Annotated in this window: 17 protein-coding genes; 11 read left to right on the forward strand and 6 right to left on the reverse strand. The window is 43.2% G+C overall.

All coding sequences use genetic code 11. The features are described 5' to 3' along the window. Positions 1-554, reverse strand: a 554-nt coding sequence (locus tag OSCI_RS14420) for a hypothetical protein (RefSeq protein WP_039962329.1), incomplete at its 3' end; no start/stop codon positions are given. A 413-nt stretch (positions 555-967) separates the two neighbouring features. On the opposite strand from OSCI_RS14420, the gene OSCI_RS14430 reads away from it, so the two are divergent. Next, positions 968-2,164: a DUF2330 domain-containing protein gene (locus OSCI_RS14430; RefSeq protein ID WP_007355734.1), complete on the forward strand. Its 1,197-nt coding sequence runs from the start codon at positions 968-970 to the stop codon at positions 2,162-2,164. Between the two features lie 55 nt (positions 2,165-2,219). On the opposite strand, the gene OSCI_RS14435 is transcribed toward OSCI_RS14430, so the two are convergent. Further along, complete coding sequence (locus OSCI_RS14435) at positions 2,220-2,615, reverse strand: hypothetical protein (protein ID WP_007355735.1); 396 nt, start codon at positions 2,613-2,615, stop codon at positions 2,220-2,222. A gap of 250 nt (positions 2,616-2,865) precedes the next feature. Between OSCI_RS14435 and OSCI_RS14440 the strand changes: the two genes are divergently transcribed. Together OSCI_RS14440 and OSCI_RS14445 are read left to right on the forward strand one after the other, a co-directional pair. Next, positions 2,866-3,603, forward strand: a complete 738-nt coding sequence (locus OSCI_RS14440; RefSeq protein WP_007355736.1) for a cytochrome c biogenesis protein CcdA — start codon at positions 2,866-2,868, stop codon at positions 3,601-3,603. A gap of 190 nt (positions 3,604-3,793) precedes the next feature. Beyond that, a complete protein-coding gene (locus tag OSCI_RS14445; protein ID WP_007355737.1) occupies positions 3,794-5,197 on the forward strand; it encodes a cytochrome c biogenesis protein in 1,404 nt (467 codons plus the stop codon). Between the two features lie 174 nt (positions 5,198-5,371). On the opposite strand, the gene OSCI_RS14450 is transcribed toward OSCI_RS14445, so the two are convergent. Further along, on the reverse strand, positions 5,372-8,137 hold the full coding sequence (locus OSCI_RS14450; protein ID WP_007355738.1) for a PAS domain-containing protein: 2,766 nt from the start codon (positions 8,135-8,137) through the stop codon (positions 5,372-5,374). Positions 8,138-8,425: 288 nt separating this feature from the next. Between OSCI_RS14450 and OSCI_RS14455 the strand changes: the two genes are divergently transcribed. Beyond that, positions 8,426-9,436: a LysR family transcriptional regulator gene (locus OSCI_RS14455; protein WP_007355739.1), complete on the forward strand. Its 1,011-nt coding sequence runs from the start codon at positions 8,426-8,428 to the stop codon at positions 9,434-9,436. Between the two features lie 230 nt (positions 9,437-9,666). Here OSCI_RS14455 and OSCI_RS14460 read toward each other — a convergent pair whose 3' ends face one another. Beyond that, on the reverse strand, positions 9,667-11,889 hold the full coding sequence (locus OSCI_RS14460) for a serine/threonine phosphatase (RefSeq protein ID WP_007355740.1): 2,223 nt from the start codon (positions 11,887-11,889) through the stop codon (positions 9,667-9,669). A 221-nt stretch (positions 11,890-12,110) separates the two neighbouring features. Here OSCI_RS14460 and OSCI_RS28525 point away from each other — a divergent pair, with 221 nt between their 5' ends. The 6 genes from OSCI_RS28525 (at position 12,111) to OSCI_RS14485 (ending at position 16,064) form a co-directional block, all read left to right on the forward strand. Further along, positions 12,111-12,377, forward strand: coding sequence for a hypothetical protein (locus tag OSCI_RS28525; RefSeq protein ID WP_007355741.1), 267 nt, complete (start codon positions 12,111-12,113; stop codon positions 12,375-12,377). A gap of 21 nt (positions 12,378-12,398) precedes the next feature. After that, a complete protein-coding gene (locus OSCI_RS14465) occupies positions 12,399-13,061 on the forward strand; it encodes a hypothetical protein (protein WP_007355742.1) in 663 nt (220 codons plus the stop codon). 238 nt (positions 13,062-13,299) lie between these two features. Then, positions 13,300-14,136 carry a hypothetical protein gene (locus OSCI_RS14470; RefSeq protein WP_007355743.1) on the forward strand — a complete coding sequence of 279 codons (837 nt, stop codon included), beginning with the start codon at positions 13,300-13,302 and terminating at the stop codon, positions 14,134-14,136. Continuing rightward, positions 14,133-15,329 (forward strand): tetratricopeptide repeat-containing sulfotransferase family protein, encoded by a 1,197-nt coding sequence (locus OSCI_RS14475; protein WP_007355744.1) that lies wholly within the window; start codon positions 14,133-14,135, stop codon positions 15,327-15,329. Before OSCI_RS14470 ends, OSCI_RS14475 begins: the two co-directional genes overlap by 4 nt. A 173-nt stretch (positions 15,330-15,502) precedes the next feature. After that, positions 15,503-15,691: a hypothetical protein gene (locus OSCI_RS14480; protein ID WP_007355745.1), complete on the forward strand. Its 189-nt coding sequence runs from the start codon at positions 15,503-15,505 to the stop codon at positions 15,689-15,691. Next, on the forward strand, positions 15,678-16,064 hold the full coding sequence (locus OSCI_RS14485) for a type II toxin-antitoxin system death-on-curing family toxin (protein ID WP_007355746.1): 387 nt from the start codon (positions 15,678-15,680) through the stop codon (positions 16,062-16,064). The genes OSCI_RS14480 and OSCI_RS14485 overlap by 14 nt, the downstream gene beginning before the upstream one ends. Before the next feature lie 211 nt (positions 16,065-16,275). On the opposite strand, the gene OSCI_RS14490 is transcribed toward OSCI_RS14485, so the two are convergent. Beyond that, on the reverse strand, positions 16,276-18,798 hold the full coding sequence (locus tag OSCI_RS14490; protein WP_007355747.1) for an S-layer homology domain-containing protein: 2,523 nt from the start codon (positions 18,796-18,798) through the stop codon (positions 16,276-16,278). Between the two features lie 174 nt (positions 18,799-18,972). Continuing rightward, positions 18,973-19,656, reverse strand: coding sequence for a polysaccharide deacetylase family protein (locus tag OSCI_RS14495; protein ID WP_007355748.1), 684 nt, complete (start codon positions 19,654-19,656; stop codon positions 18,973-18,975). A gap of 173 nt (positions 19,657-19,829) precedes the next feature. Here OSCI_RS14495 and OSCI_RS14500 point away from each other — a divergent pair, with 173 nt between their 5' ends. Then, the gene (locus tag OSCI_RS14500) at positions 19,830-21,362 is read left to right on the forward strand and encodes a WG repeat-containing protein (protein WP_007355749.1); all 1,533 of its coding nucleotides are present in this window, start codon (positions 19,830-19,832) and stop codon (positions 21,360-21,362) included. Positions 21,363-21,633 lie beyond the last annotated feature (271 nt).

Here is a 21,633-nt window from a genome sequence, read left to right on the forward strand (position 1 = left end):
TTGATAGATGCAATGATATTTGTCACCATCTCCTCTTGCCTTGGAACTTCAATCATCAAGGCATAGTGATTATCTTTCAAGCTAGTATATCCTTCCATTTCGATCGGAAATTCTTGTGGAAATTCTGGCAAGAATTTCAGTGCATAACCTTGCCATTCAGGTAATGTTTGACCGTAAATATTAATATTTTTTGCCCATTGACTTTGAGATAAATTGTCTAGGCTAGAGGTATCTTTTACTTCTAGTAACAACAGACTATAATTAGGAATAAATAGCGTCCGTCGCTTTACTAAAGGAAGAAAATAATTAGTTTTACCATAAACATCAAGTGTTTTGCCTTCGGTGTCGCTATAGTGGCTAATCCAACCACAAAAACGATCGTTGGCATTTCGGTTAATGATTCGCATCCAGATGTCAAAAACATCGACTTTTGAGCAGTATGGATCGCCGCGAAATTGATAATTTAGTAAGTTATTTAGTTCGGCATTTGAGGGGGAATTGTGACTGCAAATAAGATTGATAAGATGACGCAGATCGTTATTTATTAGTACCATTAAATTATGTATATTACTAATGCAAAAGTGGGAACCTGACCACCATGATAAAAATCTCTTTGCCAGATTTCAAGAACATCTACGAATTTATCTAAGGTCAAATTGAGGCGATTAATCAAGGTATAGATCCCGAAAATCTGTCGCAGAATCTCATCATTCACAGGACTGTTTTCAATGATGTATTCTTCCAAATTTTGGATGATAAATGCTATAAACTTCGTAAATAATTTAAACATAAGCTAAATATCTTTCTGTAAAATAGTTGACTTAAATTAGCAATGTTTTAGATTCTTATTTCTATTTATAAGTTAAGATTTAATCGCAACTGCTTTGAGGGTAAGCTTAATAAAGCAAAAAGTGAGCTTGGGTGTGGTAAGCTGTTGTTCATATAAGTCTGGGAGGAAAATTGCTCTATGTCTAAAAGTTTAAGAAATTTATCTTTAAGTTTAACCGTGCTTCTGGCTTTACTATCCGTGAATGCCAGAAGTGTTTTAGCTTTCTGCGGTTTCTTTGTCGCCAAAGTCGATGCACAGCTATTCAATAACCGTTCTGAAGTTGCGATCGCACATCGAAATAACGACACTACTTATAGTCTAGCCTTTGACTACAAAGGCGATCCCAAAGAATTTGCTCTAGTTTTGCCAGTGCCCATAGTCCTGAAAAAGCAAGATGTCAAAGTCATAGATGCTAAACTATTTCAACGCTTAGATGATTTTACCGCACCTCGCCTAGTTCGATATCAAGATTTCCGACAGAATGCACCCGCTGGAGCCCCCAGAAGCGCAACTGAAACCAAAAGAGATCGGGCACCCGTAACAGTTGTTGAACGCTTTACTGTCGGGGAGTATGACGTTGTGATTCTGAGTGCAACTGAGTCCAATGCTTTAGAAACTTGGCTGAGGCAAAATAAGTATAGACTTCCTAATAATGCTGCTCGTTATCTCAAACCCTATATCGACCAAAAACTCTACTTTTTTGTCGTTCGGATTAATTTTAAAGAACAGCAAAGACTAGGCTTCCAAAACTTGCGACCATTACAATTTACAGTGGCAAATTCTAACCAAATTATGCTACCATTTCAGTTAGGAAAAATTAACTCAGAAGGCACTCAAGATATTATTGTTTACTTTCTGAGCGACAAAGGCAGAGCTGAAGCCAAGAATTATACTAATGTAATGATTCCCAGTAACTTTGGCGTTCCTGAAGAGATAGAATCCAAATTTGGGGAATTTTATAAAGGTTTACTGACGACTACGATTAAAGCAGTTGGTCGTGAAGCTGTAGTAACAGAATATGCTTGGGATACAGGTTCCTGCGATCCTTGCAGTACATCACCTTTAAATGCCCAAGAGTTAAAAGAATTGGGGATGAACCAGGAACGAGCTTTCATTACTCGATTGCATCTTCAATATACCAAGGATACTTATAACCGAGATTTGGAATTTCGCTTAACTGCCGATACCAGAACTTATCAGGGTCGATATATCTTGACTCCAAAAGCAACTTTAGCAGCAGATGCACAAGCTAACAAAGCTCAGGTACAAGCACCCTATGGTAAACCGCTATCCACTTTTCAACTACAACCTTTGTTTGAAAAGTATCAGCGATGATGGTTAATTGCTAATTACTTATTATTGATAGTAGTTAGCGATTAGCTGTTAAAATTTAAACATCAGCCATTTCATATTCAAAAGGGATGGAGAAGAATTTGCAGGCCATATACTCTGGGGGAAATTTCCCTGTGTCTTTTGTATCCCTGGGTTGCTGTCCCTGATTTTCAGAGGGATTTAGGCAAATTGCTAATATTCCTACTCCTGCCATGAGTGTAGCAACTCGGTTCACAAGGCTATCGATTTCTTCGATTAGTTCCTCTGCAACCCCAAGGGAGGGGGCGACAATAAAAAAGGTTTTGACTCCATCGGGGCTGGGGGCAAAACCTAGAATACACTCATTTAATAGGACTTGTGCTGAAACGGTTAAAGAGTCGTGGAAGCGATTGATTAAGGTGCGGTATAAGGATTCGCTTAGGGCGCGATCGCCAAAAATAGGTTGATACAACATCGTAGAATTCCTCAAGTGTGGCTAATTGGAGGTTATAAAATATATTAACACTTTTTAATGTAATTTATTTCTCGAAAGTGCTGTGTGATAGGAGTCTTGACAGATTGTGACAATTATGAGATAAGCGAGCGATTGCGATCAACTCTTAAGTGTGATATGGGTTAACACTATTAGCGATCGGCATCACTCATAACTATTGACTTCATTTCCGTTACAATCCTATACAGAATCCAGAACAGTACCAAGTCCGATGATTGAAACCCTGCAAACCCAACTTTACGAAATAGCGCAATTTGCTAACGCCTTAGTTAAAACTCAACTGACACATATTAGCAGCGTCAGCATCGGAGTCATATTTCTTGCAGGATTGCTCACCAGCTTAACCCCCTGTATGCTTTCCATGTTGCCGATTACCATTGGCTACATTGGCGGATATGAAGCTAAAAGCCGCATTCAAGCTGTCGCCCAGTCTACTTGGTTTTCCTTGGGATTAGCAACAACCCTTGCAGCTTTAGGTATCTTAGCATCATTTGCTGGGAAAGTCTACGGTCAAATTGGCATAGGCTTGCCAATCATCGTCAGCATCATCGCCATCTTAATGGGACTGAATTTACTGGAAGCATTGCCGTTGCAATTGCCATCATTTGACGCTGCTGGTTGGATTGCAAAAGATTTACCAGCCGGTGTACGCTCGTATTTATTAGGCTTAACCTTCGGTTTGGTAGCTTCTCCCTGTAGTACCCCTGTTTTAGCTACATTGTTAGCCTGGATTTCTACCACAGGAGATACAATTTTAGGAGCAGTTTTACTATTATCCTACACTGCTGGCTATGTCATGCCCCTGATCTTAGCAGGTACTTTTACTGCTAGTATTAAAAAGCTGCTAGAGTTACGTCGCTGGTCTAGTTGGATTACCCCAGTTAGCGGAGTATTATTAGTAGGATTTGGCGTTTTCTCTCTGCTATCGCGGTTAGCACCCATTACTTAATTTACCAAAGAAGGGATTAGGGGCTAGGGGCTAGGGGCTAGGGAAAGAGGGAAAGAGGGGGAGCAGGGGAGCGGGGGAGCAGAGGAGATGAGGAAACCCTTTCCCCAATTAGCAATTAGCAATTAGCAGTTAGCAATTAGCCATTAGCCATTAGCCATTAGCCATTACCAATTACCAATTACCAATTACCATGCCATCAAAAGAGTTATTTCTATCTAAAATTTCCCACTGGGTAAACACTCCTAAGCTATTTTTCCGCCGAGAATTATTGCCAGTGCTAGCCGATTTACGATTAGCAATTATTTTACTACTAGCGATCGCAATTTTCAGCATCAGCGGTACGATCGTCGAACAAGGTCAACCAGTCCAATTTTACCAAGCTAACTATCCCGAACATCCTGCCTTATTTGGTTTCCTAACTTGGAAAGTTTTGCTAATTCTAGGCTTAGACCACGTTTACCGTACTTGGTGGTTTTTGTCAATTCTAATTTTATTTGGAACTAGCTTAACTGCTTGTACATTTACTCGACAATTTCCCGCCTTAAAAGCCGCCCGTCGCTGGAAATTTTATGAAGAATCGCGACAGTTTGAAAAGTTAGCTTTGAGTGCAGAATTAGAAACATCTTCCTTAAATTCCCTAGAGGAAATATTGCAAAAACGTAGGTATCGCGTATTTCGCGAAGGCGATACACTTTATGCTCGGAAAGGCATAGTTGGAAAGATTGGGCCGATTATCGTTCACGCCAGTATGTTAATTATTTTAGCTGGTGCCATCTGGGGAACAATGACAGGATTTCTCGGTCAAGAATTAGTGGCCAGTGGCGACATATTTCAGATTAAAAATATTACCGATGCGGGGCCTTGGGCAGAGGCGCAAATACCTAAAGATTGGGGATTGCGGGTGAATCGCTTCTGGATAGATTATACACCAGATGGGAATATCGATCAATTTTATTCTGACCTCTCAGTTTTGGATGAAGAAGGGAAAGAAGTTGACAAACAAACAATTTACGTTAATAAACCTCTAAGATATCGCGGAGTCACTATTTATCAGGCAGATTGGGGAATTGCTGGAGTGCGAGTACGCATCAATAAAAGCCCCGTTTTACAACTACCAATGGCTCAGTTAGATACTCAGGGAAAAGGGCGCATTTGGGGAACTTGGATTCCTACAAAACCAGATTTGAGCGCAGGGGTTTCTCTGTTAGCCAAAGACTTACAAGGAACTCTGCTAATTTATGGTTCTGACGGCAAGTTGCTAACTACTGTGCGTGCGGGAATGGCAACAGAAGTTAACGGAGTGATGTTAACTATTGACGAAGTTATTGGTAGCACAGGGTTGCAAATTAAAGCCGATCCGGGGATACCGCTAGTTTATACGGGCTTTGGTTTACTGATGCTGAGCGTGATGATGAGTTATGTATCTCACTCGCAGATTTGGGCTTTACAAAAGGGCGATCGTCTTTATATTGGAGGGCGTACAAATCGGGCTCAAGTTACTTTTGAAAGAGAGATTGTGGAGATTTTGGATAAATTGGGAGAAGGAGACAAAGATGGTGCGATTGCGCCTACAACTCTTGCTAATCAAAGTTAATTGTAACTAAGTAGCTAGACAAAAATAAACACTGTCATTGCGAGCCCAGCGAAGCAATCTCAAAGCTTTGCGATTGCTTCGCGGAGCTCGCAATGACATGATTACATTTATTTATAGCAACCTTCTTGGTAGTTAGGACATTCTTCCTTCTTCCTTCTTCCTTCTTCCTTCTACTTATCTGCTTCTTTCGAGCAGTGGTAGCCTGATCGTGAAAGTTGCCCCCATTCCCTCTCCCGCACTCTCAGCGTGTACTGTACCGCCATGTATTGTCACAATATGTTGGACGATCGCTAAGCCCAGTCCCAGCCCTCCGTAAGATCTGGTTGTGGTACTGTCAGCTTGACGGAACCTCTCGAAAACATGAGGTAAAAACTTCTGACTGATACCAATTCCTGTATCGGTAATCTGAATTTCTGCATAAGAAATAATAGAGGAAGATAGGAAATTTTGAGTTTTGAGATTGCTTGGTTGCACTTCCAACGCTAAACCCTTTGGGTAGGCTTCACGATCGCGGTTTTGAGTTTGAATAGTAACTAAATTTCCTGCCTTTTCCATCTCTTCATCTTCCTTCTCCTTCCCATCTCCCCCTTCCCTCCAATCCCCCATCCCCAGTCCTAGCCGCACTTCTACCTGCCCTCCGTTGGGGGTAAACTTGAGTGCATTGGAAAGTAGATTCCAAATTACCTGCTGCAAGCGATTAGTATCCGCAAAAACTAGCCCCACTCTTTCATCATAGAAACTCAAAAGTTGAACTCCTTTTGCTTCAGCAATAGGACGCAGGGTATTGAGCCCGGCTTCAATGATTCCCACCAGTTCAACGGGCCCCAACTTCAGGGAAATCTTACCTGCCAGAATCCGGGAAACATCGAGGAGGTCTTCGATCATCTGCACCTGCAAACGAGCATTGCGTTCAATTGTCTCTAGAGCGATCGCCATTTTTTCCTGAGTTAGCTTTTTCTGCTGTAATATTTGCGACCACCCCAAAATTGCATTCAGAGGTGTTCGTAATTCGTGAGAAAGCGTTGCTAAAAATTCGTCCTTGATGCGGTTGGCTTCTTGAGCTTCCCAGTAAAGCCGTGCATTATCGATCGCGATCGCGGCGTGGTGAGCTAGACGTTCTGCTAAATCTAACTCAGTTCGTCCATAGCGTCGGCCCGACTCCCCACACAGTAAGGAAATAACTCCCAGTTTGCGCCCGTGAGCGATGAGTGGGACGCACATCGCTGATAATAAATCGTACTCGCGCAGCAAAGAGAGGGCTGCCTCATTGGGAGCAACTGCTTCGAGCACTGCGTCGGGAATATTTGCATATACCTTGGATTCCCCCGTCCGCAACACCTTCGCCACTCCGTGCCGTCCTTGGGGGTCAATCGGCTGGCCTTTCTCTATCTCCCACATCAGCTCTACTTTCTGAGCATCGCTGTGGGCAACTGCCACCAAGCGAATCGCTCCTTCGGGTTCCACCAAATGCACGCAACACCAATCTGCCAATTGCGGTACTGCCAAATCTGCCAAGCGTTGCAGCGTTGTTTCGTAATCTAATGAAGAAGCGAGCACAGCGATCGCCTCAGCGAGAAAATTAGCTCCTTCCTCTGCTTGCTTGCGTAAGCGAAGTTCGGCGTAGGCATCGCTAATATCGCTTGTCACCCCAATCCATTTGTAAGCCTTGCCCGTATCATCTCGCACCGCAGTACCGCGATCGATCCAGTAAAGAAACGTCCCATCTTGCTGCTGGATGCGATACTCCACAAAAAAGGGTTCGTGGGTCTGCAAATGCTGTTCGGCAGCCACACAAAGGCGATCGCGATCGTCGGGGTAAATGGCATTGAGCCAACCCTCTCTCGTCCTTGGAAATTCAGCTTTGACATATCCGAGAGCTTCGTCAATATGACCAAACCACAGGACGATGCCAGTATTAAGATCCCATTCATAAATCAAATCGCTGGCGCACTCCGCAGCAATCCGAAACCGCGCCTCTGACTGACGCAGAGCTTCCAGAAAACTATAGCGCTCCGTCACATCCAGAACTAGAGATAACACCGACACTAAGGAGCCAGCGTCATCGTACAGAGCCGAGTTATACCACTCGCAATAAACAATAGCTCCGTCTTTTCTATAATTACGGTTGGACGAAATATTGCGCGATTCAGCGCCCTCTCTCAACCGGGCTGTGGTTTTGCTGACGGCCTCTGCGTCTGGAGTAAAGACGAAGTTCCAATCGCTACCCTGCAAATTCATTACTTCCTGTGCAGTCCACCCAAAAATCTTCTCAGCAGCGGGCGACCACCGACAGACTCGATGAAAGGTGCTATCCCACTCGACTACTGCTAGCGGCGTGTTCTCAAAATGGAAAGTTAGTTTCTGGAGAGCATCTTGTAGTGACTCCTCTACCTGTTTTCGGGAAGCTATTTCGTTCAGCAATAGGTTGTTGCTTTGCCTAAGTTCGGCGGTGCGTGCTTCGACACGGCTTTCGAGTTCAATATTAGCCCTGTATAGGGCGACTTCTACTCGCTCGCGTTCAGCAATTTCAGCGGTGAGGGCCCGGTTTGCTGCTTCTAATTGTGCGGGTGAAGGCAGGGCAAGAGCTTTGGGCATTAATGGTATCAGTTCGGCTGCTGTGTACAGGGAGATTGCAGCGGTAATGGCTTTGATCGTGCCGGATAGCCAGTAAGCTGGATGCCATAGTGTCCAGACTTCCATGATGTGAGTAGTGCCACAAGAGATGATGAAGGCTCCGAACAGTAAGAATATCCAACTAAAGGGTACGTCGCGCCGTTTGTAAACAAAGTACACGAGCAAGGCGGGAATTGAATAATAAGCTAGGGCAATTAATAAGTCGCTCAGCAGGTGCAGCCCTACTAGCTCTCGCTGCCAGAGGTAACAGTGACCGTGCGGTATAAAATTTTCATTAAAGAGCATATTATTAATAGATTCCAACATTTCGGCTTGTCCTTTGCAGTTTAGTCAGTCGTTGTCGGTTCTTAGTTCCTAATTTCTAGTGTTGCAAATATTCCACACTTCTGTCTTCAGAATATACAATTCAGAATTCCAAGTTCTGCCTCGTGCCTCCTAACTCCTGTCTTCTTCCTGCCTTATTCCTGCCTCCTGCCTTCTGCCTCCTAACTCCTGCCTTCTGCCTTCTGCGGTATCAAAGTGTACTAAATTGTTTGAGGAAATCGGTTAAGGTCATTCAGAGCAATAAATTTTAATCTTTAAAGTTAAACCTCAATGCGCCTAGAGCAACTGCAAGCATTTCTTTCTGTTGCTGAAACTGGCAGCTTTCAGCAGGCTGCCCGTAAGTGCGGCGTTACCCAATCTACTATTAGTCGTCAGGTGCAGGTTTTAGAAGCTGAGCTGGGAATGCCTTTATTCCACCGTACTACTCAGGCTAAGCTAACTCTGGGGGGGGAAAGGCTGCTGCCTCACGCTCGCAAAATCTGTCTGACTTGGAATAATGCTACAGAAGAATTAGCTGATTTGCTGGCGGGGAAGCAACCTGAACTTTGTGTGGCGGCGATTCACTCAATTTGTGCTTCTTATCTACCGCCTGTGCTGCAAAGGTTTTGTCGGGAGTATCCAGATGTGCAGTTGCGGGTGACGGCTTTGGGTAGCGATCGCGCTCTGAAGGTGTTAAAAGATGGGATGGTGGATGTGGCGATCGTGATGAATAATCGCTTTTTTACTCAAGGGCCGGAAATGCTGGTGGAAGTGCTCTACAATGAGCCGATTGAGGTGTTGATGGCTGCTAACCACCCCCTGATACAATACGAACGGATACCTTGGTTGGAGTTGAGTCGCTACCCACAGGTAGTTTTTAAGGATGGCTATGGGATGCAACGCTTGGTACAAGAGCAGTTTGCGCGGATGGGTTCGACTCTGAATGCAGTTTTGGAGTTAAATACGCTGGACGCTTTTCGGGGTGTGGTGCGTCAGGGTGAATTGATTGCTTTATTACCACACTCGGCTTTGATGGAGGCCCGTACAGATTCTACTTTAGCAGTGCGCGCGATCGCACCTTGTCAGTCTAATTCTAAGGTTTCTGGGATTACGGAGGCGATCGCCGATCCGATTTGGAGCCGCCAAGTTGTTTTAGTCACTACTCACGATAGAATGCAAATTCCTCCTATTCAACATTTCTGGCGGCTGGTACGTGAATTAATATCACCTCAATTGTCCCTTATAAGTAAAGGGAAATCTTGGGTAAATGAGCAACCAGAGGCATTCAATATTAGAATTTAAGTTAATTGGTAATTGGTAATTGGTAATTGGTAATTGGTAATTGGTAATTAGCTAGGCATAAATAAACGCTTCTATAGCTTGTAAGGTGGGCGCTCGCCAATAACTATATTAGGCTATGAGTTACAGACTTGGGCGGCAAGCGCCAACCCTACGTTATAATTGTGTCTAACAACCAACAACCAACAACCAACAACCAACAACTAACAACTAACAACTAACAACTAACTAATTTAGAATCGGTAAGGTCGTACTTGTACACGAATAACAATAGCTGTAATGTTGTCATGACCATTATGCTGATTAGCTAAGTCGATTAACTCCTTCACACCTTGCTCCAAATTACTTTGGGGGTTGAGAAGAGGTTCGAGCTTACTTTGCCAGTGAGTTTCCAAGAAATTGTTGTCCGTCAGACCGTCGGAGGCCAAAATTAAGAGGGTATCTTCAAGTAGTTCTATAAACTGCACCTCTGGCTTGACAAAATTATTATCTCGTGGGCCGAGAGCTTGAGTTAGCTGATAGGCATCGGGGCGGGAGTATGCAGTTTGCGGATCGACACCCCGCTTAATTTCCCGTTGGCCTACTTCGTGATCGGTGGTAATTTTTTTGAGTTTCCCTCCTCTCCTGAGTCGATAAAGTCGGCTATCACCGACGTGGGCAACGGCAACTTGAGAGTCTTGAATTAAGACTGTAACAAGAGTAGTACCCATACGGGCGCTACCAGAGCGAACATCTTTTTGATTAACTTCATAGATGGCTTGGTTGGCTAACAGCACTGCTTCGCTGATGGTTTGGGCAGAGGGTAGCTCATCTCTCCAATGGGTTTGAAAGTATTGCTTGAGGCTTTCTACGGCTAATTGGCTGGCTACTTCACCGCTGGAGTGTCCGCCCATGCCGTCGCAGAGGATGTAAAGTCCTTTAATCTGAAGGATGCGACCAAGCGAGCTTTCTAGCTTGTTCGTCTGAGTCCAAATGGTGAAAAAATCCTCATTGCGATCTCGCTGGCGACCAACATCTGTGCGTCCGCAGTCTTCCAAACGGTAAACTTGCATGGGCAAGGGGAGGGTTGTACTGTCGTCGCCTGCATCAGCGAGCTTGTGCTGAAATTTGCCCAATTGCAGGTGGGTGAGGGCTGAGGTTGGGGTTGGTTCGGGTTGCAGTGAGCTGTGCATATTTTCTAGATGCGATCGCAGTAAGTCTATCGTTTGAATATTTCCCTGATGCAGATCGCGCAACAGGGCGGCCAAAGCACTAAATAGGGTGCGCTGAGACTGGTTAAATAAAGCCTGCCACAATTCTCCTAAAGTTTGAAGAGTTAGAGAGGATGGAGCTGTTTCTGGATAGAGTCTTTGCAGGCGGATTGAGGCTAAAGAGGCTGTGGGATTCGGATTTACCCGCAAATTTGTCATTTCTAGTAAGCTTTGACGGCTCTGCCAGGGTTCTAGTGCAGCCCAAAGCTCTGTCATCTCGTTGAGCCAATATAAGATTTGCTGGGTTGAAGTTTGGGGATTGCTCCACTGTGTTGATAGCAATGGCCAGTCTGAGCAGTCTTCTAAGAGTATTACTGCTTGTCCGTTTTCCTGCAAAGTGTCGTGAAGGCTGGGCAGGTTTTGGGGAAATTCTGACTTTAGAGTTAAGTAGGGTTGTGCAGTCGCAGGAATTTCTGACTTAGCTGCTAAGAGTGCTTTGAGTAAGGAAGTTTGTAGAGGATTACAGTCTAAGACCAACACCGTAACAGTTGCTTCAGTAGCTTTTAATACTAAGGGTTCTAATAGTTGGTAACGTTTCTGCGTATCTAAATAATCTCCCACAGATAAGGATGGGGGAGATGGGGGAGATGGGGAAGTTAAATCTTCTCTAGTCTCCGAGTCTCCGAGTCTCCGAGTCTCAGACTCTTCACTTTCTGGCTTATCTCCTTTAAGGAAATCCAGAGCGGGTATAGCATTTTGCTCTAATTTATCTATAAATTGAGCATCTTCGTTGGCTGGGAAGGATGCAGCCCCTTGCATATTAACCGAGCTAGTATCCTCAATATCTCCGTTGCCGATCTCGTCATCAGGGGGGATCTGAGGGCTTAAAACTGCTGTTTCTGGGGGTTGGAGGGGGGGGGATATTTCTGTGCTAATTATGTCTGATGCTGGCTCTACAAAACTTTCTGTTGATGCTGCACCAACAAAAATGTCTTGTAGCTGCTGAATTTGACCGTAGGCGTAGTCTGCCGAAGGTATTGCAAGTTCGGGTTCTGAAGTTGGAGTGGGTTGTAAATCTGGTTGCCACAATACTACTGCCCACCATACTTGGCCTGTCGCATTACCACAGTTTTGACACTGTTTGGCGCTAAAAGAGACTTTAGCACCGCACTCAGGGCAAAACTTGTCGGTGAGGGAAGTGCCGCAGTTTTGACAAAATTTGTTGCTATTGGGATTCTCAAACTGACACTGGAGACAGACAAGCATAGGGATTGAAGAATGGAGAATGGCTGATGAAGGATGGGGTTTGAGGCTAAGATTTTCTGTGCGGTTATCGGGGCAACCTCTGACACACTTATCCGATCGACTGCGTAATTCCTAAAAAAAATAAATAACAATGCCTAGTAACTATTCTAGGCGAATCCCTGTAATCTAAGGGGGCGATCGCACTCAAATGTCACTCGCCAATCTAAGACTACAAGCAATCTATGTCCACATCAAGGACTCTAGGAGCGAGGGGTTTCGTTAAAGACCTATTAGCGATCTCAAACTGGGTATTACTCATCCGGTTGCCTGCGGCGCGGAAACTGCTAGGGGCGATCGATACCAGAGACGTATTAGTGCGATGCCTACCGCCCTTACTCACCAAAGCTTACGCTAAAAAATTACCGCTGTCACAAATATTTAATATATTTATCCTGTCTCAGCTATTGACATTTGGCAAAATCCCAAATATGTTCGACTATAGATATTAATCTGCAAGGAACTAAACCCGTATGCTAACAGCTTACAAACCAGAAGTTTTCGACGGTTTAGAGGATTTTTTCACGGTCAGAGATCGGCTTGAATTAGTCAAGTATAATCTGAAAGAGTTGGGTGCGATTATCCGCAGCTACGGCTTGCAAAAACAAGTTGGTATATGCTTGCTTCACAAGCACTTCAACCTGTCTGCTGAAGAGCGGCTAGTTGAGGAGTTTGAAGGTAACAATTCTTACATTAAGCCGACCACAGAATATAGCGATGCTATTCCCTATATGTGGAAGGTTGAACAAAATCAAGTATCTGGTGAGTGGGTTTGGTTTCCGTTAGAATTTGTCCGCAATAATGAGCAGGTAGCAGCGGCAGTTGAACGCTCAGAAGCAGTTGTCAACAATCAAGAATTTCTCAGCGCTATTGCAGCTAAGCTGTCAGAGTTGGGAATGACTAATATGTTTGGCATCAGCATTTTACACCGAGATGGTATTAAAATTGCTGAGGATGAAATTTTGGTAGAAAATACAGATGATGAGGGGCGCGTCTTGACGTTTTCATCTGTTCCTAGACCAGAAGTTGACCCTGCAAGTTTAACACAAACTCTCTGGCAATTTCCAACAGCAGAAGGGTTTGAGGTTGCGGGTTTGTGTACGCATTGTACGCATTGTACGCACTGCACGCACTAGAGTAGTTAACGGTTAACTGTTAATTGTTAGCTGTTAAATAGTAGAATTAAACGTAGGGTGGGCGCTTGCCGCAAAAAACTTGTAACTTATAGCTATAAATGGTAGTCGGTAAGCGCCCACCTTACTTATTACACAGCAAGGTTTATTTGCATCTACCTACTTACAAGTTATAGAAGCTTACCAGTTAACAGTTAACAGTTAACTGTTAACTGTTAACTTTTAGATAATTTTTGCTTTGATGGTCAATCTTCGGGAAGGAATTAAAATTTTTCAATGCACTCCCAAGGATAAGAGTGAAATTCCGAGGGTGTGGCTGAGTTCTGGTACTGTGGCAGCAGGAGAAATTCTACCAGAGAGTGCTGGTTATTGCGATGGTGCTTTTGTGCCTAAAGAGCCTTGGAGATATCCAAATGCACAGGAGTCGGCACTGCTGTGGACAGAGGAGGTACCACCCTATTATGCTGGTATAGGAATTGTGCGTTTGCCCTCAAAAGTGTTAGCTCCGTTTGCAGAACAAGGTATTAGCGCGATCGCAACTCAAGAAGAATTAAAGGCTTTTGGCATCCGCGAAAATTGCCAGGAAGCTTTAGATAAAATTATTCACTATTTTACTCCTTTATGTTTCTCTAATTCTCCGCCTGCGATTAATGGCATTGGGGGAATGCCTCCGGGATTAACTACGTCAACAATTGACAGAAACCGAGGCTGCCATAATGGTTTGCATACTGATAATTGGGATAAATTACCGTTGAATCGCAAGCACGAAGCAACTAATCGTATTTGTGTTAATTTGGGGCTGGAAGACCGTTATTTTTTATTTATTAATCTGCCAGAAATGACTTTATTTGAGATGTTGGGAGGTAGCGAGGAGGGAATTCAACAAAATTGGATGCGATCGGCGAATGAGGAATTTATGAGGCGCTATCCAGAATATCCAGTGGTGAAGCTGAGAATAGCACCGGGGGAGGCTTATATTGCGCCTACGGAGAATATGATTCACGATGGAACTACGGCGGATAAGAAGCATTTAGATATTAAGGTGATGATGCGCGGTTATTATAGGATTCCGGCATGAATTTGGACTATTGTGCTTTGGGAGATGCGCTGAAGTTAGAGGGAAAATTAGAGGAGGCGATCGCGCATTACCGAAAGGCGGTTGAAATAAATCCCGATTCGCCTTTAGCTTACCACAATTTGGGGAAAGCGCTACAACAAAATGGGCAATTAGAAGATGCGATCGCAGCTCAGCAAAAGGCGATTATCCTACAACCCAATTTTACCCCTGCTTACTTTCCTCTGCGCTATGCGCCGCTTCCTAATAATTCTAGTTTAATTGACGATTTAATTGCCCTTTATCGCCAAGTTATTGAGATTTTACCTGACTTTCCTTTAGTTTACGTCCATTTGGCGGCAGCGCTGACAAAACAGGGAAAAATTGAGGAGGCGATAGCGGTTTACCAAACTGCTGTTTACAAGCAAACTTTAGTATCTCATCCCGAACTTGCACAAGTAAATTGTAATTTTGAAAACTTACGCAACCCAGATTTTATTATTATCGGTTCTCCTAGATGTGGAACTACTTCTCTTTATAAGTATATCACTTCTCATCCTCAAATTTTAGCGGCTGCTGAGAAAGAAATCTGTTTTTTTTCAGAACATTTTCATCGCGGTAAGGCTTGGTATGATGCTCATTTTTTCCCAGAAATAAATACACAATTTTTTTTGACTGGCGAGGCAACTCCTACCTATTTAAACTATCCGCTAGCGGCTCAAAGATTGCACGAATCTCTACCGCAAGTTAAGCTAATTATTATCCTGAGAAATCCTGTAGCCAGAGTTTTTTCTCATTATCAAATGTGGGTGAGACGGGGAACGGAAAAGCGCTCTTTTGAAGAGGCGATAAACGTTGAAATGGAGATATTAGCAAAGGCAAATGAAACGGATTTAGAAAATGCAATTTACTGGAAACAGTGCGAGTATCTTGATAAGAGTCTTTATGTTTATAGTATCAGACGGTGGATGAGGCTTTTTCCTAAAGAGCAGTTCTTAATTTTGCGAAGTGAAGATTTTTATGCTAATCCTGCTGTTGCACTTCAACAGGTTTTTGCATTTTTAGGTTTGCCAGATTATCAACTTCCTGATCATGAAAAGTATAATGCTGGGGTTTATCAGCCGCCGATTGATGCTATTCATGGGCGATTGAGTGAGTTTTTTCAACCATATAATTACAAGTTAGAAGAGGAATTGGGCAGAAAATTTTACTGGTAAGTTGCATTTTCTATAAGTTTTGTAGTAAGCTGGTAAGTAAAAGGATACAATTAAAAGTAAGGTAGGCTATTGCCACAAATAGCGATGTTTCTCATAGCCTAGATGTTTCTCATAGCCTAAAATGATTGACGGCGAGCGCCCACCCTACTTAGTATACTAATCTTTTCGGAAAAATGACTACTAAAGACTTACTGCTCCAAGAAATTGACCAAGTGCCAGAGCATAGACTAGAAGAGGTACTTGAGTTTGTGCGTTCCCTAAAGGCTAAGCAACAACCAGAAATAGACCCGAAATTATGGCAGGCATATCTAGATTCGGAACGCGAAAGAGAGGAGGTTTATCGCCGTCTTGCTAATTCCTAATTTTCTAAATAAAAGTGCGGTTTTAAGCATCCATGCCAGACAAATTGAAAAATTTGGTGGCAGTCAGGGTGTTAGGGATGAAGGCTTGCTGGAGTCTGCTTTAGCTCAACCGCAAGCCACTTTCGGCGGTGAGTTGCTGCATCCCACAATTCAGGATCAAGCTGCTGCTTATTTCTACCATTTAGCGATGAATCACCCTTTTATTGATGGCAATAAACGGACTGCTTTCGCGGCGATGGATAGTTTTTTACGTTTTAATGGCTATTCCCTAAATTTGACAGATGAGCAAGCATATAATTTGGTGATGCAGGTGGCACAGGGAAATATGAATAAGGGAGAATTAGCCGCGTTTCTGAAGGAAGTTATAGTCTGAATGTTTTTTGGCTGATTAATTTGACTGCGATCGCAAAGTAGTTGACAATGTTTTAGCAGGCAAAATAATACTTCTCCTTCAAATGTACATTCGTAGCGTTTACCTACGCACAGAAACCGGGTTTCTTAGAAAAATATTCGATTCTCTACGGAGATTCTACTCAGAAACCCGGTTTCTAATCTCATCGCGCGTAATTGCTGAAAAAACTTACTCACCTTTGGCTAACTTTGTCACTCATTTGCCAAATTTGAATAGAATTATCCTTACCTACGCTAACAAGAATTTGCCCGTCGCGGCTGAAGGCGATCGCACCCATCCCTTCCATTGAGTGCATCAGTTTCCCGGTACGTAGATTCCACAGTTTGAGAGTGCGATCGCTACTGCTACTAGCGAGAGTTTGTCCGTCGGGACTAATCGCGATCGCCTCTACCCCCGCAGAATGTCCGTCTAGGGTATAAAGCGCTTGTCGCTTCCGCAAATCCCAGACTTGGATGCGAGAATTTCCAGACATCGCGTGGGCGAGAGTCCACCCATCCCGACTGATAGCGATCGCCTTAATTCCGCCTCCCGCCACCGCTGGAACCGCAAGGGTACTGCGAAGTGCCCCCGTCACCACATCCCATAGCTTGATCTCGCTAGGCCCGCCGCTGCTGGCGAAAACCCGCCCTTGAGAAGCGATCGCCATCGGGTTAAATCCATCGAGACTATACAGGAGTTTTCCAGTAGTAACATCCCACAAATTAATCCCCTTATTATGACTGCAACTAATCGCAGTTTTGCTATCTGAACTAAAACCAACTGCATTAATCCACCCCCCTGTATGGGATAGATTGCGTCGGATTTCCCCAGTAGAAATATCCCACAAAATCGCGCTACCATCACCACTACCGCTCATCAAAGTTTGCCCATCTGGACTAATAGCTACAGACCAAACATTACCTTCATGGCCCGATAAGGTATTTAATATTTCTCCTGTTTCCAGATTCCAAAGTTTAATTTCCTGCTTACCACTGGCGGCTAAAGTTTTACCATCTGGGCTAATTGACACAGAAAAAACTGGGTTTTTGCTACCAGGTAAAGTGCGGACTAATTTAGGTGCGATCGCAGTCTCATTATCCTTAGTATCTGGCTTATCTTGAGGCTTAGCATCTGGCTTATCTTGAGGCTTAGTATCTGGCTTATCTTGAGGTTTAGTCTCTGGTTGAGCTTGAAGTTTAGTATCTGATCGATCTTGAGGCTTATTATCAGCGGTATTTTGACCAACAGCATAGCCATTACTCGCTAAAAATTGGCGTAATTGTCCCAAAAATTGAGCGCGATCGCTACCTTGATAAATCTTCTCAACTAATTGCCAACCTTCCACCTCTTGACCAAGTACATACTTACTTGCTAGGTAAGCCGCCAACACGCCTTTTATATCTTGATTATTGCTTTGACGAGTGCTACTTTCTACCCACAGTTCAGAGGCATTAGTGTAAACTTGTACGGGATATTGTTTAGTAACATCTAACATTTTGCCTTGACGATATTGCCAGATTTGCAAGGGCAATCGAGAATCAGTATAATTGGTAAATGCCTCTCTAAATCTTCCATCCTGACTTTTAAATTCCAGAATATTATCTCGATCTAAATCCTCAAGTTCGTAATTGACATTCCCCCAAGAATGTTGCGTAAGTACGTAGGTTTTAGGTGTCGCCTCGTAGCGGTAAATATAGGAATAGTTGTTGCGAATGCTATTACTTCTGCTTTTAGCAGACACCAAATCTACTAACACTTCCGGTTCCCCATCGCCATCTAAATCTCGCACTCGTAGAGATAATAACAGCCCTTCAGATATTTCATTTGTTGCTTTTCGATCTATGTTACCTGCAAGCGATCGCGTCGGCAATAGCACAGGTTCATCGAGGAATATTTGACCTTCCCGGCTAATTTTTATCCGCAAATTTTTGCCATCTTCACCTTGTTGTTGATAAGAAAATTCTGCACGAACTTTGCCAACTTCTGATATCTCTGTTTTAGTTGGTTGAATATCGGCGGGAACTTGGGCAATATATTGAGAAGGAACTAAAGCCGCTTGACCTGAGTTAGACACAGCTTGGCAAAGAAATGCAGCTACTTCTGCCCGACTTACATCTTGATTTGGTTTAAGTTGTCTAACATTAGGATAATTAACGACAACCTGTTTTTCAGCAGCAGCCGCGATCGCATTTTTTGCTAAATCTGGAATGTCCGCTGCATCGTCAAAAGTCGCGGTCAAAATGTTAGTCGCCGATTGCGTTGGGGAATACCTTAAACCATTACTTAAAGATACCACCACTTGCCAGCGAGGAATATTAAGAGTAGGATTAAAAACACTACCATTGTAGCTAGAAATAAATCCCGTTTGATAGGCTTCCATTATCGACTTATAAGCCCAATAATCAGTAGGAAGATCGACAAAAGTCATAGCTTCTCGAACTGGCTTAGCATTGGGAAAAGCTCTGCGGACGATGGCAGCAAATTCGGCGCGGGAAACGGGGCGATTGGGGCGAAAAGTTCCATCTTCATAATAGCCACTAATAATTTTTTTATCGGCTAAATCTTCAATACAAGCTTGGGCCCAATGGTTTTGAACATCCTTAAACCTAGTTTGGGCAAATGCAGGCGCTATCCTGTTATTAAAAAGCACCTCATTAGCTAAGATTAAACCCAAAGCTAAGGCTGTTACAGTTGGCGATTTATGCGATTTAACCATACAAAAACTCCTCTACTCACACAGATATTATGACAGATTCCGTAACGCCGCCATCTTGGCGGTGACTTGACCGCCAAGATGGCGGCGTTACGGATAGTTTTGCGTAAGTCCTGAATAAATGTCTTGTCAACACAGGTTTACTCAGAGATTATACTATCCGCCACTTTACCCAACTCAAAATCTGCCCTGTTGGATTTGGTTCCAGATTTTATCGATGGTAACAAAATTATAGCCTCGATCTAAAAGTAGAGGAATAATTTCTGCTGCTGAGAGTGCTACATCTTCTCCGCCACAATGTCCGTCGTGTAAGACAATAATTGAACCCCTACAAGTCTGCTGAATCACGCGATTAACAACCACAGAAACTCCCGGTCTTACCCAATCTTCAGGTACTACACTCCACATTACAGGGCGATATCCCCAACCCGTTAACAAATTTAATTGGCGGGGCGTAAAAAAACCATTGGGTGGGCGCACATCTCGGATTAATTGTGGTGCTAAACCGCAGGCTTCGTAAATATGATTTTGGGTATTTTCTAATTCCAATTTTAAGTTTGTTGGTGTTAACTTAGGGAAGGATATATGTTGATAGCCATGTAAGCCAATCCAATGACCGCTTTCATAAATAGCCTTAGTAATTTCGGGATAGCGTTGGACGCACAAACCGAGTAGAAAAAAGCTAGCTGTAATATTGTATTTATCTAAAATTTTGAGTAATTTTGGCGTGTGTTGCGGGTGGGGGCCATCGTCAAAAGTTAAGGCAATCTCCGGCTGATTGACATCTCCTGTCCACAGGCAATTTGGGAAAGTATGCTTTAAGATGGGATGGATAACTGGAAAGAGATGTGCTAATGCCATTAATTTATTTCCTTGTGATTGGAGTTGAAAAATGGAAGGGCAAGTCTGAAAGAAGATGTGAGGAGTTTAGCTAGGAAAATCAGATTTTTTCCTGATTGCTGGTTCGATCTAATTGTATCTTAAAGTATCCAGTGAAGAGAACTGTAGAATAGTTGAAAAACAGGAGCCTATTTATGACTAACACTGTAAATTTTTCCGACATTCAAAGCCATTGGGCGCAAAAATGTATTATTGAGTTGGCACAGCGAGGGATTATTAACGGCTATCACAATCGCACTTTTCGCCCAGAGGTAACTATTACTCGTGCTGAGTTTGCTGCTATTTTACTCAAAGCTTTTCCCAATTCCCCCATAGTCGCTACTGCCATTACTTTTACTGATGTCCCTGAGAATTATTGGGCCCACGAAGCAATTAAATTTGCTACGGAAAGAAAATTTTTTGCGGGTTATCCTGACGGCACTTTCAAGCCTAATCAAATGTTACCGCGAGTGCAAGCAATTTCAATTATAGCAAATGGGTTAAATTATCAACCTGTTTCACCAGCAAACGAGACATTAAGGAAGTATTTTGACGATGCAGCGGAGATTCTAGACTATGCCAGAAATGCGATCGCTGCTGCTACAGAAAACTACCTGATTGTCAACTACCCAAATGTCAGGAAACTTCAGCCCAATAAGAACACTACCAGAGGCGAAATTGCAGGCTTATTATGTCAAGCATTGAAAATAGCAAATGTATTGCCACCGGAGTATACGCCTTGGAGTGAATTCTTAGTAATCCCCCCCATTTTTGATGAAGCTGAGTCATTTTCTAGTGGGGTAGCTTGGGTGAAAATTGGTAAAAAATGGGGTGCGATCGACCAGACAGGAAAATTATTGATCCAACCAGAGTATTATCTACATTATCCTTTTGTTAAAGGGCTGGCATTGGTGACAATTGGTGGCAAGTTCCGCTATATTGACAGAACAGGTAATATTGTGATTCAACAGGATTTTGAGGAAGCTTCTTCTTTTATTGATGGGTTAGCGACTGTCAAGATCGGGGGCAAATTTGGCTCGATCGACACAAAAGGGAAAATGGTAATTCAGCCACAATTTGAAAGTGCTATTTATTTTTCGGAAGGGTTAGCAGCAGTGAAGTTTCAGGACAAAGATGGCTTTATTGACAAGACTGGTAAATTTGTAATTCCGCCCAAATTTAATTGGGCATTGCCTTTTTCCGATGGTGTAGCTTTGGTTGTGGAGGATGGTAAATCTGGCTTTATTGACAAGATGGGAAAGTTTACTGAGATAATTCTGGATTACACATTGACTGATGCTATAGGTAATTTTTCGGAAGGTTTTGCGCGAGTTAGTCTTAGTGTTGGTGAAGGATATATTGACAAAACTGGGAGGTTAGCAATTCCGCCTCAATTCAAGTATGCTTCGCCTTTTTCTGAAGGCTTGGCGGCAGTTTACAATGGTGAAAAATCTGGATATATCAATACAAAAGGAGAGCTGGTAATTCCTTTTAAGTTTAGTCGTGGCGGCTCTTTTTCTGAGGGTTTGGCACAGGTGGAAGTTGACGGGAAGTTTGGTTTTATAGACAAAAGTGGAAATTATGTTATTAATCCGCAGTTTAGTCGGTCTTATGATGATATTTCTGACGGATTTGCTCCGGTATCTTTTGGTTTTGGTAAGTGGGGATATATTCGCTCTCCTTTGTAGGTTGTTGTACCGTTGTTGATACCCTGAGATTGCTTCGCTACGCTCGCAATGACAAATAGATTATTACTCTGTTATTGAGAAGGGGTGACGCAATCTCTTGCTGCTAACAACCATCTTTGGGATTACTTCGCAAGGCTTATATAACAAAAATTGAGTGTTGCTAATCACAGAAAATAATAGATTGATTTCTATGAAATCCACCAGAAGATTATAGATTAATTTCTAGGGAATCTACCAGAAGATTGACGCAGGTACAGCATAGTATAGCCCT

It is taken from the genome of Kamptonema sp. PCC 6506 (assembly GCF_000180455.1).
GTDB classification, from domain to species: domain Bacteria; phylum Cyanobacteriota; class Cyanobacteriia; order Cyanobacteriales; family Microcoleaceae; genus Kamptonema; species Kamptonema formosum.